This is a genomic window from Francisella sp. XLW-1, assembly GCF_008711455.1.
GTDB classification, from domain to species: Bacteria; Pseudomonadota; Gammaproteobacteria; order Francisellales; family Francisellaceae; genus Francisella; species Francisella salimarina.
In genome coordinates, this window is the sequence record NZ_VXKP01000001.1 from 131,716 (window position 1) to 146,998 (window position 15,283).

Sequence of the window (15,283 nt, forward strand, 5' to 3'; positions counted from 1 at the left end):
TTATACATAAACAACCATATCGAGCGTAAAAGTATTCATGTGCTGATTATCATAAAGTTTTTGATATGAGTATTCAGGACCAAATAGTACGTTGCTATCAAAATATGCTCGTTGAGCAGAAGCTATGAATTGATTTGAAATTCCTGCTGCTGCTTTAGGTCCAATTGCAGGTGATGATAACGCCATAGGGATTTTATTAGCATTATACGACGAGCCATAACTAAAGTTAAAGTTCGTTTTACGACCCGCAATAACATCTCCATAAGATGTCTGAATTGTAAATGCACCAGCATAATTATTTGATATTCCACTATATTGACTACTTTTGTTGGTTGTTTGACCCCAGCCAGCTCCAACTTGCCATATTCCTGGGAGGATATTGGTGAAAGATAAGTTTGCATCTGCGTTAATCATGCCAACTCGATTTAGGGCAGTTATTGTTGCAAAGTTCTTGTTTGCACCCTTAGCATCGAATATATAGCCGACATTAAAACCAAGGGATGTACTATCATTAATTGGAGCAGCATAAAAGTAGGCCGTTGAAAAACTTGCGTTCTCATTATTAGCACCAAAAACAGCTATATTGAAGTTTGAAGTAGCATCCTTATAATTTACAGATACATTTGTTACACTTCCTGGAGAAAATAGTGCTTTAGTAACACCAGGAGTCCAAGGACCACCTCCACCAAATGCACCTACAGATAGTTTGTTTCTACCAACTGTCATAAAAAATGGAGATATGTCCATATTACCGAAGATTGCAAAGGCATTACCTAGTTTGAATCCATTAGTCTCATCTGTATCAAAGTCAAACTGGGCTGTAACATAGTGCCCTAAGTTTGATAGAAAGTATAGTTTAGCATTAGTTAGATATATGTTTTGACCACCATTTGCTCTAATTGTTTTATCAGCATTAGTTATTCTAGTACCTAACCATGCCTGAGCATCAGCTTCAATAAACCCACCGAAAAATACAGAATAATCATCGAACTTAGCTCTTTGGCCCATAAGTGTTGAAGCAAAAAGGTTTGATGATATCTGCGCTATAGGTATGGTGTTGTTACCAGAGTATCCTCCTATATAGGTTATTTGACCTTGTGTTGTGATGGGAGCAGCATTTCCAATATCAATACCTCCGTGGCTATCTATTATTCCACCGATGCTAGTTATATCTCCATCAAGATTGCTTGATGAGAAATTTGCAATCTCATCAGAAGATAATACGCTAGCACTTTTAGTATCAAAAGTTATATTGTTAGTTCTAGCAACTTTTGAGCTATAAGTAGCGAAATCATCGGTAGTATCATCGGTGTTAGAGTTGTTACTTTTTTTTAGGTTTTTTAATTCTTTGCTTAGCATATCTATCTGACGTTGCATTGCCGCATATCTATCATCATCTGATGGTGTCTGATTTGTAGTTGATGCAGCTATAACGATACTGCTATAAAAAAAACTAGCAATAGCAGTAGCAAATAAAAACTTTTTCATAAAAATTTCTCAAGAATTAATGTTGATATAAAAAACTACTTAATTTCTGTACCTGTTTTTGGGTCTAATATCAGTTTAGGAGTTTTTTGTTTTTTACCAAAATCAAACATGCTTAGGATATTGTTTGAGTATTTATCGTTACTATACTTGCTAACTGAGCCAATGCCCCAGTTATACTCTACAAACTTAAGTACAGATGCTTGATTAAGTAGTGAATGATCAACATAGTTTGCTTTAGCATAAGGAGAAATAACAAGCATTGGTAATCTTGGACCATAACCCTGCCTTCCTTTGATATCATTAAACTGTGACTTTGGACTATAAACATGATCATAATCACCATCAGAGTCATCATAAATGATTATAATTGCTGTACTATCCCAGTCTTTTGATTGTTCAATTCTATTGATAGTATTCACTAACCACTCCTGTTCATCTAGAGGATTTGAATAACCTCCATGACCATCTTGGTATCCAGGGGCTTTTAAATAACTTACAGCTGGCATATTGCTTTGATCAAGAGCCTTCCAGAATTCACTTATATCATATTGGTGGTTAGCCTGGTCATTACTACCTATATATTTTTCATCACTTGGTGCTAGATGATGAGGATTTGATGTCTCTTTCCAGTAGTTAAAAGGCTCATGGTGAGGTATATAGTCTCTTGATTTTACACCGAATTTATTAGTACTCATGGCATCACATATTGCTGTTTTACCGGAGTAGCTTGTTGGTTTGAATCCACCTTGGAACCAGCCCCAAGTAATACCTTTTTGAGTTAGATAGTGCCCTATATTTTTACCATCTGTGATTTTTGCTACAGCTGTATTTGTGTCTCCAGATTTACTTGTGCCATAAGAGCAATCATCGTAGTATGGGTTAGGATCATCAATGATATAGCTGTTTTCAATATTTTCTAAATTACCACTTGGGCTCATTGCTGGACCATTTGCACCAGCTACAAGGTTAAGTGCTCCAGGTGTTGATGGACCAAAAGTTGTACCAAATGTATTATCATTTAGGGCGAAATTTTGTGCGTAATTCCATAATGCTGTGACAGTATTACCATCATAATATCCCATAACTTGACCATCGCAATTTTGTTTATAGGTATCATTATCATGACCGCCATGTTCAACAAATTTGTTCATTAAGCCACCATTAAAAGAAGAGATCTCTTCATGGTACTCATGGTTTTGTGAACAAGGTTGGAAGTTTCTATCTAAACGATAAGGATTTTTTGTATTTGGATTATTCTCTAATAGTTGTTTTGTCAAACCGTTAACACTAGGAGTGTCTTCTTTAGCTATGAATTTTGGTTCACCCTCTGGATTCTTGGCATTAGGATACATACCAAAATATCTATCAAAGGAGTTGTTCTCTTGAAATATTATTACTAAGTGCTTTATTGGAGTAGTAGTTTTTAGAGTATTTGCGTTGTTGAATAACTTTTGTTCTACTTTTACAAGATTTCCATAATCATTTGGTTTGCTATTATTTACCCCTGATGCAAAAGCTGTCGTTATTATACTTATGCTTAAAATTCCTAGGGTAATCTTATTCCGTTTCATTATTGCTCCATCTGTTTGAGTTGTGTAATTCAGTAGCAATAATAATAAAAACTAAAAAAAATAATTAATAAAAAAGTCAGTTATTTTTTTTTGTAAAAAAATGTTTATTTTTAAGAGCTCTTGTTATATAGTATTCGCTATTTTTCTCAAAATAGCGGGTTTTGTAATTAAAGGCACGATAATATATATGTAGTTAATTATAAAAGCAATGTTTATTTAGATATATTTTTTAAAGTGATTTCTTATTGCTATTCTTTGTTTTTTTATTGTAGACTTTGTGATGTTAAAATAGATGTTGAAACATTGTAGTTAGGGAGATCACATAAATGCTACGTAAACTGGTTAAAACTTTAATACCAAGTCAGGATAAAATTTTTTTTGATTTAATGATAGAAGCAACTGAGTCGGTAGAAGATTCGGCTAGAATTCTTGACAAACTTGTTAAAGAGGAAGATAACCTAACGATATCTGAGCTATCAGAAGAGCTAAGATTAACAAGAACTGTAACAGTTGAAGTAGCTAATAAAATGGATCATGAGTTAGCTCGCTATTTTGTAACCCCTGTTGATAGGGTAGAGTTACATAACATTACTACTTTACTTCTAAAGTTAAATAGAAGAATCGTTAAAATCCACAGATATATGCAGATACTGATGGAAGAAGAGCGTGGCAACGTAAATATATATCTAGCAACTAGTGTCGAGACTTTACGTAAAATGACAAAAGTACTTGATGATATGATGAAAGCATTTGTCAAAGGGGATAATAAAGAACTTAAAAATTTCTATATTAGAATTACAGCGTTAGATGAGAATGTACTTGAAGAACTAGGTCATGCGCTTAAGAAATTCTCTCACTATGATGAGGGGGATGTAGTATTTATCATGAAAGTTAAAGATATTTATAAGGCTATAGAGAGTGCTATCTCTACGTGTACATCTGTAGCAGAATCAATTATGAGATTGTATGTAAAAGAAGTTTAACGAACAAGGTAAATAAAGATGATTACATCAGTGCTTATAGCCATCATTGTAGTAGCGTTGTTTTTTGAGTTTACAAATGGTTTCCACGATGCTGCAAATGTAGTTGCAACACCTATCGCAACCAAATCTCTAACACCATATCAAGCTATTGGTCTGGCAGCATTTTTTAACTTTTTGGGTGCTTTCTTTGGAACAGCTGTTGCTGCAACAATATCAAAAGGCTTAGTAGATACAAGTGTTGTTACCGATATTGTTCTAATATCTGCTTTATTAGGAGCTATTAGCTGGAACTTTTTTACTTGGAGTTTTGGAATACCGTCGAGCTCATCACATGCTCTGATCGGATCATTAGTTGGTGCTGTGATTATTAGCTCTAGTTACCAAGATGTTAACTATGTGACCGTAATTCATAAGGTCATTATACCAATGATAAGCTCACCTATTATGGCATTCTTCTTAGCACTTATAATATGTATTATTCTGCTTAATATTTTTATGAGGTTCTTTATGGTTAGAACTACAAATAAATACATAAGAGAAATGCAGGTGCTATCTACTAGCTTATTGTCTTTTTCTCACGGTTCTAATGATGCTCAAAAAACAATGTCAATAATAACACTTGCGCTACTAAGTGCAGGAGTTGTGCAAACTACTCAGGTTCCTGATTGGGTTATCGTTTTATGTGGTGTTGCAATGGGGCTAGGGACATTATCAGGAGGTAAAAAGATAATTAAAACTTTAAGTGCAAAGCTATCAAAACTAGAGCCGGTTAATGCTGTTTCTGCAGAATTAAGTTCAGGTATATTGGTTTTAGGAGCTTCACACATAGGTTTGCCCGTTAGTACTACTCAAGTCGCATCGGGTTCTATTATGGGGGCAGGTTATGCCGATTCCGGTGTAAACTGGAAAGTTGTTAAGAAAATGGTAACAGCATGGGTTTTGACAATTCCAGCATGTATCGTTGTTACTAGTGTTATATATACTATTCTTTTCAAAATTTTTGGTACTTTCTAAAAGTTAATTACTATAAATCTCTTTTTTTAATAAATAAAAAGCCTATAATTCAAAGCAATTAAATTTACTACCTAATACTTAAATGCAAACAAAGATCAATAAGTTTATGGTTTATCTTCATTGGGCCACGGTTATCTTGATATTTCTAGCTTTTATATCAATAGAGTTTAGAAGTATATTTGGTAAACATTCATTATTTCACGATGTAATGAAAACATCTCATTTATATATTGGTTTTTTGATTCTGTTTATTACTATTCTAAGGTTGGCTATAAGAAAGTTTGTAAGTTTTCCATTTATAGGGCAACGACTTGAGTATAATAAATTTAGGACTATGGTCGCTAATTTGGTACACATATTTTTATATTTTTGGTTAATTACTATGCCAATATTAGGTTGGTGCTTGATAAGTGCAAAAGGAACTTATGTTATTCCTTTTGGTTTACCAGCTATTACGGATGTGCTCTCAAGAGCTAGTATCGTCAGACTCAAAGAAATCCATGAAGTTTTTGCATATGTTGGACTAGCTGTAATATTTATACATGCAATAGTAGCAATTACTGAGTATTATATCATTCGTAGTAGAAGAGCTTAAAAGCTACTGATATTGGACTTGTATTTTTTTGATACCTTCTCTAACAATTTTTAGAAGCTCGTCTTTATATTTAGAGTGCTTGTATATAAGTATTAAGTGAGACTCTAATGGAAAATCTATTTCAAAGCCTTCTATTTTGACAACATCCTCACACTCCTTGAGGACAGCATCATAATAAAATTTTGGCATAAATCCTATAGTATTTTCACTCATCAATAAGTTAGCTTTTTGAATCTCGTTATCAACCGTAAATTTAATTTTATCAAGATTAAATTTGTAGCTTTTATTATCGTGTTTAAACTCATTTGTGCCTTGAGAAAAGTCATATCTGTTAAATACTAGAGGAGCTTCAAGAACTTTTTCAGGGTTATTATGTAGATCTTTTACAAACTCTTTGTTTCCGTATAAGTGTGCAGGAAGCTTAACGGCATCTACAGATGTACAAACTATCCAATCATCTAAATCAAGAAACTCAAGATGCTTGTTAAATATTTGTATGACATTGTATGAATCAAACTGGAACTGACTACCATTAATATTATCGGCTAGATAGCTATCTAGAGAGAAGTTAAATGCATCATTATTAATCTGTTGTATCTGTGGTAAGGCTAAATCAATAATGATTTTGATAAATAGGGGAGTACCAAGTACTTTTATAGACTGGCGTTGCCTAAAGCCACTTTGTTTTACATTTTGGATAGTATTTTCCAGATCTGTCACAATTTTATTGCAAGAGTGAAAATATTTCATGCCATCACTAGTTGGAGATATACGATTTTGTACATTTCTAATAAGTTTTAGATCTAAGTATTTTTCTAGTACATCTATCTTATTTTTTATAGTATTCAGTTCTACAGAGTAGCACTTTTTAACTGAGCTATAAGACCCTAATTCCACTAACTTTAGAAAGTAGCGTGTAGCCTCAATAATATCTTTGTTAATACCACTCATCTTATTAGAAAAACTTGTCAATCCTACTATTTATAATATCATTATGAGAAGTATTACAAAAGCACTAAAAGAATGTAACAAAACTATCTATAGACTCTCTTTCGGTACGATAGTTATTTACAGCAGCGTTAGTATCTTCATAACCAATTGCTATACCACATAGCAAAGTATAGTCGTCAAATCCTTGTAGCTCTTTTTTGACTATATCTGGATAGTGTCCTAGAGAGGCTTGAGGACATGTTGCAAGTCCTAAGTCTAGAGCAGCTAGCATTATTGATTGGATAAGCATACCACAGTCCATATAGCCACTAATTCCTGTATTGGTGTGCTTAAATATGAATATGGCTGAAGGTGAGTTAAACGATAAATAGTTTTTTTTCCATTGCTCAATACGTCTTTCTTTATCTTCTCTCGCTATATTTAACGCATTATATAAGTCATGACCACACTTAACAGCACGTTCTTTAAGTTCTCCATCTAATGGAATATCGCTATCATAATCATACTCCATTCTTGGAGGTTCGCGATTATCACATGCAGATAGTATCTTACTCATCAGGGCAATCTTCTTTTCACCGCTTACTATAGCAATTTTCCATGGTTGAGTGTTTTTACTTGATGGTGTCCACCTTGTGGTATCAAAAAGATTTTCTAGTATTTTCTTGTCTATAGGCTTATCAAGAAACTCTCTAACGCACTTACGATTCTTTATAGCTTCAGATATTTGCATAAGTTTTACCTATTAATTGTTATATCTATAATTTAGACCATAAGCATTGATGATACTTTATTTTTTAATACCTAAAAAGTCAAATGTTGTTAGGCAGGATACTATTGTAAACACTTGACAAAAGAAATTATTATTTGATATATTGATTGGTTCCCTATTTTCAAATCTGAAAAAGGCAATGAATGTATATAAAAAGGAGGGTAAGTATGAAGTTAGCGCGAGTATTTACAAAAAAAGTTTCTCTAGCGAAAACTCTTAGCTCGAAACCACAAGGTTTTCAAGCTAGTACAAAGAATGCTGAAGAAAAGAAAATTAAAAAATGATTTTTACTATCAAAGCTATATAATAGTTTCTAAACACTAGAAAAGGAGATAAGAAAGTGTTTACTAAAAAAATGGCTTTCACCTATTTTATTACAGTTATATTGATTTTTAATTCTGGCTGGATTGATAGTATAGTCTTATATAATTCTTTTGGTGCCAGTGTGGCAGTTATGTCTGGTAACTTGAGGATTTTAGGACACAGTATTGCTGGTGGTGACTGGGTATTTATGTATAAAGTAGCTGTGCTTGTTTTTGGCTTTGTTGTAGGTGCTGCTGTCAATGGGGTCATTATGAAAACAGATGCCTATGTTATCTCAGAGGATCATACTAAGACACTAGTCCTACAAAGTGCTGTAATGCTTACAGGTACTTTATTGATAGATATCTTTAGTAATCATCGTGTTATTGATGATTTATTTTTAGCTATGGCAATGGGTATGCAAAATAGTTTTACTACACTATTTTTTGGAGGTTTTGCCCGAACAACTCATATGACGGGTACAACTACTGATCTGGGAATAGAAATTGGTAGAGCCTTACGAGGCAAAACAGATAATTTATGGAAAATACCATTTTTTGCTGTATGTATGACAATGTTTGTCGTTGGTAATGCTGTAGGTGTGATTTGGGTTGAGATTACGGGAGATTACTTCACCCTGATGTTATTCCCATCAGTCATATTACCAATTTTTGTTGGTATCGTGATTCTACTAACCTATAATATGAAGGTTAAAAATCATAGTCTCTAGTTTAAAGTCGGTAGTAAGCCAAAAGAGTTTAGAATCTGGAGAGCAATAATAATAATTGCAATAACCACAATTAGCATAGTTATTAGAGAAGAGCTAGCTAGAGCTTTTTGTTTACGGTAGTTTATAACCCATAGCATCATAACAGGTAAAGCAACCTGAAGTATCGCTACAAAAATACTTGCATAGCCAAGAGCTGTTTTAAAGCCATCTGGGTAGGCAATCGCATAAATATAAGCCGGCAAGAATGTTATTACAAAAGCAAGCGTTTTATGTTTGTGTAAGTTCTTAGCTATTTTATAAGTATTCCTATTAAAATCAAAAAGCCCTAGTGCAACACCAAGAAAAGATGTTGCTAAGGCAAAGAAGCCAAATAGAAAAGATATTGTCGAGATATATCCAGAGCTAGTACTGAAGTGATCAATAATCACTGATGTGATTTCACCAGATTGCTTACCTAAGATGCCAGTGGGTGTTGCAACTGGAAGTGAACCAAGAGTTGCAAAAATCCATAATATATAAACTATCAGCGGTATTGTGCTACCAATTACAATAGCTTGGCGTAGAGATTTTCTATTCGATCCCACATAGGTTCTTAATGTGGGGATTATATGATGAAATCCAAATGAGGTTAGAAGTATGGGAAATGCTGCCCAAATAAAATTAGGATTCTTGATTTGATAATTTAGATGATCAGTAGAAATGTGTGGGATAAGAACAGCAACTAGTAGTAGAAATGCTAAAAGTTTGCCTGTAAACATAATTTTGTTAACATGATCAACTAGCCTTGTACTGATATATATAAAAACCCCTAGTATCAGTATAAAAATAATGCCTGTGAGTTTTTCTGAGATATTAAAACCAAGACTTCCTAGTGTTGTTGAAATTAAGTATCCACCACCGACAGTATATGCGGCTACTAAAGAGTAGAGTAAAAGAACATAACAAATCCAAACTATACCAACACCAACAGGACCTAAGGTCTGTTTTGTCATTTCTACAAAATTAGCGCCATCTTCCATTTTTAGGTTAACTTCTGCTAATATCAGAGCTGTAAATGTCATCAAAGCCCATATACTGATAATTAAAATAGAACCTATAAAAAAGCCACAGCTCGCTACAGTTGCAGGAATTGCTAACATCCCAGCACCAATACATGTGCCAGATATAATCATTGCTGCGCCAAATTTTCTTGATAAAAACATATTAGATTGTATAAAAAACTGGAATTTTAAATCCCAACTCTACCATTTAAAGCTTATAATATATTTATTATAGCCGATAAGATTGTTATTTCTACAAAATGGATAGTATGAAGGATAAAATTAGGCAAGCTTTGGTTGAGCTTGATATTCTAGCAACAGAAGAGCAGGTTGAACAATGGCTAGAGTATTTAAAACTTCTTGAGAAATGGAATAAAGTTTATAATATGACTGCTATTAAGAAGATTGATGATATGCTAGTCAAGCACTTATTTGATAGTCTCGCTGTAGCTAAGTATATCAAAGGTAGCTCAACTGTCGATGTTGGTACTGGAGGAGGTTTGCCAGGAGTGGTTTTGGCGATACTATATCCGCAACATCAGTTTACTCTGGTTGATAGTGTTGGCAAAAAAATCATGTTTCTCAAAAATGTTAAAAAAAGCTTGGGCTTGGATAACATTAATCCATTAAATATACGCATTGAAAACTTAGGTGGTAGCTTTGATAATATTATCTCGCGTGCATTTAGCTCAGTTGATACGTTTTATGAATTATGTAAGCATTTCTTAACTAAAGATAATCAAATGCTAGCCATGAAAGGTCCAGATCTTGAGGAGCAGAACTTAGCATCTTTGCCATTGGATATTGAAAAGCATAGCATAAAAGTTCCTTTCTTGAATGCTGAGAGAAACCTTATTGTAATGAGAAAAAATAATGATTGATAAAGAATTTATTCAAAGCTCATATACTAGTATCATCAAAAATATAAACTCAAAGGCTAGGCTTCTGGCTGTCAGTAAGTATCAGTCTATCGACAAAATAGAATATTTAGCAAGTCTTGGACAGTTAGATTTTGGTGAGAATTATTTTCAAGAATTGGAAGAAAAAGCTAAGCAGTTACCAGATCTGAAATGGCACTTTATTGGTTCACTGCAATCTCGTAAAATAAAGCATATTGTTAAGTATGCTGATTCAATTCAAAGTGTAGAGAAAATAGAGCATCTTGAGAAAATAAATAAAGCCGCTATTAATGAAAATAAGCATATAGATGTTTTTTTACAAATAAATATAGATGATGATATTAATAAATCTGGTTTTAAATCAACTCAATTAGAGGGTGTTGTTGAAGCTGTAAATAAAGCGAAAAACTTCAGTAATCTAGAAGTGGTTGGACTAATGTGCATACCTGCAAAAACAAACTCTCCAGAAAGAAGCTTTGCAAAAATGAAGATGTTTTTTGACACTATTAATGCTAGTTTAGCTAATGAGTTAAAATTATCGAGACTGTCAATGGGGATGAGCGCTGATTATAAATTAGCTATACAGTATGGCAGTACAGATGTTAGGATAGGAAGTAGCCTTTTTGGTACTAGAGAGGCTTAGCCTATTATTTTCTTTATATATTTAGAAAGTAGTTTTTTATATATCTCATTAATTATTAAAACTATAAATACAGCTACAAATGTTTCAAAGGCTCTGTCTAGTGCTATTGTGTATGATGTCGCTGACGATAAGGTAATTATATCCCAACTAATAATCATACATGACACAAAAAGATTCAGTAGTAGATAATATGATATAGAGCAGTTAACTAAGAAAAAAAGAGCCAGTAGTAGAGCTATTTGTAAATAGTAATGATTTTCTAATGGAATCATTAGTATCGCGATTATGAGAGGACCTAGTATATTGGCAAAACCTCTTTTAAGAGCAGTTATCTTTACTTTTTCATAAGAGTAGCCAAGAACCAAAACTATAGTCATCATAATCCACCATGGATTAGTATTTGGTAGGTATATAGTCATAAATTTCGTTACCAAGTATCCTATAGCAAGTGACGCAAGAGCAATAATCATCACATGATGATACTTGTCTTGAATCCTCTCGCGGTTAGAGTATGGCTGATCTCTATATAGCAGTATATTTATCAAAGCATAATAGAATACAAGCAATACCATTACTACTATTACACAAGCTAGAGTTATACCTATACTTACATGGCTATATCCGAAAGCACTTGAGACATATCCAATAAAACAAAACTTCGTAAGTATCTCTGGCATTATCCTAAACTTTGTTGGTAGATAAAAAGTCAAGCCACCCATTATGAGTGTACAAAAAGGTACAACTATAGGTAGTTGTGATGCAACGGTTCCAATAATCATAGCGGCACTTATAGAGATAACAGTGATAATGATATATAGATAACTTTTCCTATATACTCCATGGATTGAAGCAGTACACAAGGCTGTAATACCTACTAGGCTATTAACAAAGGCCTTAGGTAGAAGAAGATAGCTTATGAGGGCAACTAAACCTAACAGTATTGTCAATAAAAAAGACTCTATAATTATTTTTTCACGCACTATTAGCTTTAATGTTGTATGTGATTTCATGGTTATTATTTCGTTAGAAAAGTACGATAAGGATAATTGATATAACAAAATATATAAATACACATTTCTTGTATCAAGTGAAAATTTGACTATTCATAACAAGTTTTACAAACTCTTTAACTTTGGGTTGAACAAATTTATTTTTAGGATAGTAAATATAAATATCTTGATGATCTAAAAACTCGTCTTTAAGCAATTCTACAAGTTTACCACTCTGTATTTCATCTTTTACAATATATTCATGAAACTGAGCAATTCCAAGATCATTTAAGACACATTCTTTCATAAACTCCATGTTATTCGCAGATAAATCAGAAGGAGGCATTTGAGCGTTTACTTTGCTTTCTCTAATATTTACAAGAGCAGTAGCTCTAGAACTATGACGAATATACTTATGGTTTACTAGATCAGATAGGCTAGAGGGGATGCCATAAAGTTCTAGATATACAGGGCTTGCACATAATATGTATCTTGTTGTAGCTATTTTACGAGCAATAATATCTTCAGGAGGAGTCCAGTTAACTCCTAGAATTATATCTGTTTCTTGAGTTTTAAAATTAGGCATTCTCTCTTCAATATTTACTTCAATTTTAACCTTGCTAAATTTCTTGGAGTATTCTTTGATCAGACCTATCAGAACACTCTTGGCAAAAAATGAGGAAATATTTACTTTTAGGATGCCTGATGGTTCGCTATGAAAAGATTCTGCTAGATCACGAATGTTTTCAATTTCATTTTGTAATGTTTTACAATACTCAAATAAAAGCTTGCCTTCATGCGTCAATGAAAGTCTACGTGTTGTCCTAATTAGCAAGTCAACTTTGAGTTCCTTTTCTAATTGCTTAATAGTGTGACTTACAGCAGCTTTTGTTATACCAAGAGCATCTGCAGTATTTGTAAAGCTTCCATAAGTTACTAATTTATAAAAAATTTCAAAAAAATTAATAGGTATATTTTTTTTATTTTTAATTGTCAAATTTTACTAAACATAAGTTTATTAATGATGATATTGTAAAATATATTTTTTAATTTACTATAGCAATAGTTAAATTTTTTGATAAAAAAGGAATGGCTATGAAAAATTATAAAATCATACTCTTACTTAGTTATATAAGTATAGCGAGCGCATCAGCTGTGATACTAAATCCGGCTTTACCTCACATCAGTAGTGAATTAAATCTTGCAAATGGGCAAGTAGAGTGGATTGTGAGTATTTTTCTGGTAGGGTATGTTGTTGGACAACTTATATATGGCCCAATTGCCCGTAGGTTTGGTAGTGTAAGTACATTACGAATAGGCTTAGTTATTAATTTGATAGGTATTATAGTTTGTATATTTGGTGGGGTTCACTTATCTTTTGAGTTATTGCTTTTAGGTAGATTGATTACGGCTTTAGGATCATCTGTTGGATTGGTTTGTACGTTTATTATTTTGAATCACTCTGTAGAGCCATCTAGAGCAAAGACAGCACTGTCATTTGCTAGTATATCTTTTGCATTGTCTGTAACTTTAGCTATCATGATAGGTGGCTTTGTTAATTACTATTCACATTGGAACTACTGCTTTTATGTTCTATTAGCTCATGGGGTTGCGATGTATTTATTTACTTATTTATATCAAAATGAAACACCTAGTATTTCAAAGATTAATGTTGGCAATATTTTTTCAGGGTATATAAATGCATTATCAAGTCCAAAACTTTTGATTTTTGCTTTTATAATTGGTGTAATGTCAACATTTAGTTATTGCTATACGACAGCTGCGCCATTTATTACTCAGCAACTTTTTGATTTTAATAGTGCTGAATTAGGTACTTATAATGCTATGACTATAGTAGGTATCATAGCGGGCTCATTTGGCGCAGCAAAAATTATCAATAGTTATGATAATGTTCTAGTTTTGAAAATTGCAATTGCTACTTTGTTGGTTAGTTTTATGATTATAGCTTCTATGGCATATTTTGATATTATTACGCCGATTATATTTTTTGGTATTATTACGCTGATGTATTTTATTACAAGTTTTATATATCCGGCGGCATCACATATAGCATCCAATGCTTTAGCTGATGACAAAGCGAGTGCTTCTGCAATGATGAATTTTATAAACATGGCAGTTGCAGTTTTATCGGTAAGCATCATGGGCTATATAAGCTTAGATTATATATATAGTTTTGTTGTTATTTGTTTAGTGGTGTCAGTTACTGCATTTTTCTTTTTGTTTCTAAAAGGTTTTGCTAAGGAATAATCTTGGTAATATCCTAGCTATAGGTTTTTATATATAGTAAAATCATAGCCATATCAATTAATTACTTTTTTGCGTTAATATGTCATCTTTAGAAAGGGTAAATGGTTTTTTTGAAGCAAGTATTCAAGCAAAGATTGAGACAGCAAATATTTTACCTCCAGCTATTGCACAGGCTGCAAAAGCGATGGTGTCTTGTTTAGAAAATGGTGGTAAAATTCTAGTATGTGGTAATGGCGGATCAGCAGCTATAGCGCAGCATTTCACCTCTAAGCTTCTAAATCATTTTGATATGGAGAGACCTCCTTTACCAGCAGTAGCCTTAACAGCGGATGTTGCAACAATTACAGCTGTTGGAGATCACTATGGATTTGCCCATATTTTCTCTAAGCAAGTAGCAGCATTAGGCAATGAAGACGATATTTTATTAGTTGTATCTGCAAATGGTGACTCACAAAATATTATCAATGCTGTTGAAGAAGCACATGACTTAGATATGAAAGTTGTTGCATTGACTGGTGCAAGCGGTGGTAGATTACAAGATATGTACAATGCAGATGATATCGAATTAAGGGTTCCTTCTGACAATATGGCAAATATTCAAGAGAACCATTTTCTTATAATTCATTGTTTGTGTGATATTATAGACCAGAAATTATTTGTAGGCTTAGAAGATTAATATAATGACATTTAAAACTATATTAAAGAGTGTATGTATTGTTTTGTTCTTTTTAAGCTTATCAGCTTGTGGAGTTATTGAGCCTTATACGGCTCCTGTTCCTCAAGGTAAAGAGATTAAGAATAAAAAACTTTTTGATATCAAGCCTAATATGACTAAAGGAGAGGTTGTTTATATATTAGGCTCGCCGGATATTATCGATACATTTAATCCAAACCAGTATATTTATATAAATACATATAAAAAACATATGACTGATACTGATTATAGTGAGTCAAAACTAATACTAACTTTTAATAATCAAGATAGATTGATAGGTATATCAGGTAATTATGCTCCACCAACTGATGAACCAGTTTTCTAA

General features: G+C 32.9%; 16 protein-coding genes. 9 read left to right on the forward strand and 7 right to left on the reverse strand.

Annotation, left to right across the window (positions count from 1 at the left end):
- Both F3D59_RS00650 and F3D59_RS00655 read right to left on the reverse strand, forming a co-directional pair.
- On the reverse strand, nucleotides 1-1,488 hold the full coding sequence (locus tag F3D59_RS00650; protein ID WP_150463408.1) for a DUF3573 domain-containing protein: 1,488 nt from the start codon (nucleotides 1,486-1,488) through the stop codon (nucleotides 1-3).
- Nucleotides 1,489-1,523: 35 nt separating this feature from the next.
- Nucleotides 1,524-3,059, reverse strand: a complete 1,536-nt coding sequence (locus tag F3D59_RS00655) for an alkaline phosphatase family protein (RefSeq protein ID WP_150463409.1) — start codon at nucleotides 3,057-3,059, stop codon at nucleotides 1,524-1,526.
- 326 nt (nucleotides 3,060-3,385) lie between these two features.
- Between F3D59_RS00655 and F3D59_RS00660 the strand changes: the two genes are divergently transcribed.
- The 3 genes from F3D59_RS00660 (at nucleotide 3,386) to F3D59_RS00670 (ending at nucleotide 5,651) form a co-directional block, all read left to right on the forward strand.
- Nucleotides 3,386-4,042 carry a PhoU family transcriptional regulator gene (locus F3D59_RS00660; RefSeq protein ID WP_150463410.1) on the forward strand — a complete coding sequence of 219 codons (657 nt, stop codon included), beginning with the start codon at nucleotides 3,386-3,388 and terminating at the stop codon, nucleotides 4,040-4,042.
- Between the two features lie 18 nt (nucleotides 4,043-4,060).
- Nucleotides 4,061-5,056: an inorganic phosphate transporter gene (locus tag F3D59_RS00665; RefSeq protein WP_150463411.1), complete on the forward strand. Its 996-nt coding sequence runs from the start codon at nucleotides 4,061-4,063 to the stop codon at nucleotides 5,054-5,056.
- Nucleotides 5,057-5,138: 82 nt separating this feature from the next.
- Nucleotides 5,139-5,651, forward strand: coding sequence for a cytochrome b (locus tag F3D59_RS00670; protein WP_083817016.1), 513 nt, complete (start codon nucleotides 5,139-5,141; stop codon nucleotides 5,649-5,651).
- Nucleotides 5,652-5,654: 3 nt separating this feature from the next.
- Here F3D59_RS00670 and F3D59_RS00675 read toward each other — a convergent pair whose 3' ends face one another.
- Both F3D59_RS00675 and F3D59_RS00680 read right to left on the reverse strand, forming a co-directional pair.
- A complete protein-coding gene (locus tag F3D59_RS00675; RefSeq protein WP_150463412.1) occupies nucleotides 5,655-6,602 on the reverse strand; it encodes a LysR family transcriptional regulator in 948 nt (315 codons plus the stop codon).
- 64 nt (nucleotides 6,603-6,666) lie between these two features.
- Complete coding sequence (locus F3D59_RS00680) at nucleotides 6,667-7,332, reverse strand: nitroreductase (RefSeq protein WP_150463413.1); 666 nt, start codon at nucleotides 7,330-7,332, stop codon at nucleotides 6,667-6,669.
- Between the two features lie 379 nt (nucleotides 7,333-7,711).
- Between F3D59_RS00680 and F3D59_RS00685 the strand changes: the two genes are divergently transcribed.
- On the forward strand, nucleotides 7,712-8,404 hold the full coding sequence (locus F3D59_RS00685; RefSeq protein ID WP_146421616.1) for a YoaK family protein: 693 nt from the start codon (nucleotides 7,712-7,714) through the stop codon (nucleotides 8,402-8,404).
- On the opposite strand, the gene F3D59_RS00690 is transcribed toward F3D59_RS00685, so the two are convergent.
- Entirely contained in the window at nucleotides 8,401-9,606 is a 1,206-nt protein-coding gene (locus F3D59_RS00690; RefSeq protein WP_150463414.1) for an amino acid permease, read from the reverse strand. The genes F3D59_RS00685 and F3D59_RS00690 overlap by 4 nt on opposite strands.
- Nucleotides 9,607-9,704: 98 nt before the next feature.
- On the opposite strand from F3D59_RS00690, the gene rsmG reads away from it, so the two are divergent.
- Together rsmG and F3D59_RS00700 are read left to right on the forward strand one after the other, a co-directional pair.
- Entirely contained in the window at nucleotides 9,705-10,325 is a 621-nt protein-coding gene (gene rsmG, locus F3D59_RS00695) for a 16S rRNA (guanine(527)-N(7))-methyltransferase RsmG (RefSeq protein WP_150463415.1), read from the forward strand.
- Nucleotides 10,318-10,986, forward strand: a complete 669-nt coding sequence (locus F3D59_RS00700) for a YggS family pyridoxal phosphate-dependent enzyme (RefSeq protein ID WP_150463416.1) — start codon at nucleotides 10,318-10,320, stop codon at nucleotides 10,984-10,986. Before rsmG ends, F3D59_RS00700 begins: the two co-directional genes overlap by 8 nt.
- Here F3D59_RS00700 and F3D59_RS00705 read toward each other — a convergent pair.
- Both F3D59_RS00705 and F3D59_RS00710 read right to left on the reverse strand, forming a co-directional pair.
- On the reverse strand, nucleotides 10,983-11,996 hold the full coding sequence (locus tag F3D59_RS00705; RefSeq protein WP_150463417.1) for an FUSC family protein: 1,014 nt from the start codon (nucleotides 11,994-11,996) through the stop codon (nucleotides 10,983-10,985). The genes F3D59_RS00700 and F3D59_RS00705 overlap by 4 nt on opposite strands.
- Before the next feature lie 73 nt (nucleotides 11,997-12,069).
- Nucleotides 12,070-12,966, reverse strand: a complete 897-nt coding sequence (locus F3D59_RS00710; protein ID WP_191092420.1) for a LysR family transcriptional regulator — start codon at nucleotides 12,964-12,966, stop codon at nucleotides 12,070-12,072.
- Between the two features lie 104 nt (nucleotides 12,967-13,070).
- On the opposite strand from F3D59_RS00710, the gene F3D59_RS00715 reads away from it, so the two are divergent.
- The 3 genes from F3D59_RS00715 to F3D59_RS00725 all read left to right on the forward strand — a co-directional run bounded on the left by F3D59_RS00715 (nucleotide 13,071) and on the right by F3D59_RS00725 (nucleotide 15,283).
- On the forward strand, nucleotides 13,071-14,243 hold the full coding sequence (locus F3D59_RS00715) for an MFS transporter (RefSeq protein WP_150463419.1): 1,173 nt from the start codon (nucleotides 13,071-13,073) through the stop codon (nucleotides 14,241-14,243).
- Nucleotides 14,244-14,322: 79 nt separating this feature from the next.
- Entirely contained in the window at nucleotides 14,323-14,919 is a 597-nt protein-coding gene (locus tag F3D59_RS00720) for an SIS domain-containing protein (RefSeq protein ID WP_150463420.1), read from the forward strand.
- Nucleotides 14,920-14,923: 4 nt separating this feature from the next.
- The gene (locus F3D59_RS00725; RefSeq protein WP_013921884.1) at nucleotides 14,924-15,283 is read left to right on the forward strand and encodes an outer membrane protein assembly factor BamE; all 360 of its coding nucleotides are present in this window, start codon (nucleotides 14,924-14,926) and stop codon (nucleotides 15,281-15,283) included.

Coding starts and splice junctions, on each gene's coding strand:
- F3D59_RS00655 (WP_150463409.1), bottom strand. CDS start 3,059: ATGAAACGGAATAAGATTACCCTAGGAATTTTAAGCATAAGTATAATA.
- F3D59_RS00690 (WP_150463414.1), bottom strand. CDS start 9,606: ATGTTTTTATCAAGAAAATTTGGCGCAGCAATGATTATATCTGGCACA.
- F3D59_RS00720 (WP_150463420.1), top strand. CDS start 14,323: ATGTCATCTTTAGAAAGGGTAAATGGTTTTTTTGAAGCAAGTATTCAA.
- F3D59_RS00725 (WP_013921884.1), top strand. CDS start 14,924: ATGACATTTAAAACTATATTAAAGAGTGTATGTATTGTTTTGTTCTTT.
- F3D59_RS00665 (WP_150463411.1), top strand. CDS start 4,061: ATGATTACATCAGTGCTTATAGCCATCATTGTAGTAGCGTTGTTTTTT.
- F3D59_RS00715 (WP_150463419.1), top strand. CDS start 13,071: ATGAAAAATTATAAAATCATACTCTTACTTAGTTATATAAGTATAGCG.
- F3D59_RS00680 (WP_150463413.1), bottom strand. CDS start 7,332: ATGCAAATATCTGAAGCTATAAAGAATCGTAAGTGCGTTAGAGAGTTT.
- F3D59_RS00650 (WP_150463408.1), bottom strand. CDS start 1,488: ATGAAAAAGTTTTTATTTGCTACTGCTATTGCTAGTTTTTTTTATAGC.
- F3D59_RS00670 (WP_083817016.1), top strand. CDS start 5,139: ATGCAAACAAAGATCAATAAGTTTATGGTTTATCTTCATTGGGCCACG.
- rsmG (WP_150463415.1), top strand. CDS start 9,705: ATGGATAGTATGAAGGATAAAATTAGGCAAGCTTTGGTTGAGCTTGAT.
- F3D59_RS00675 (WP_150463412.1), bottom strand. CDS start 6,602: ATGAGTGGTATTAACAAAGATATTATTGAGGCTACACGCTACTTTCTA.
- F3D59_RS00705 (WP_150463417.1), bottom strand. CDS start 11,996: ATGAAATCACATACAACATTAAAGCTAATAGTGCGTGAAAAAATAATT.
- F3D59_RS00660 (WP_150463410.1), top strand. CDS start 3,386: ATGCTACGTAAACTGGTTAAAACTTTAATACCAAGTCAGGATAAAATT.
- F3D59_RS00700 (WP_150463416.1), top strand. CDS start 10,318: ATGATTGATAAAGAATTTATTCAAAGCTCATATACTAGTATCATCAAA.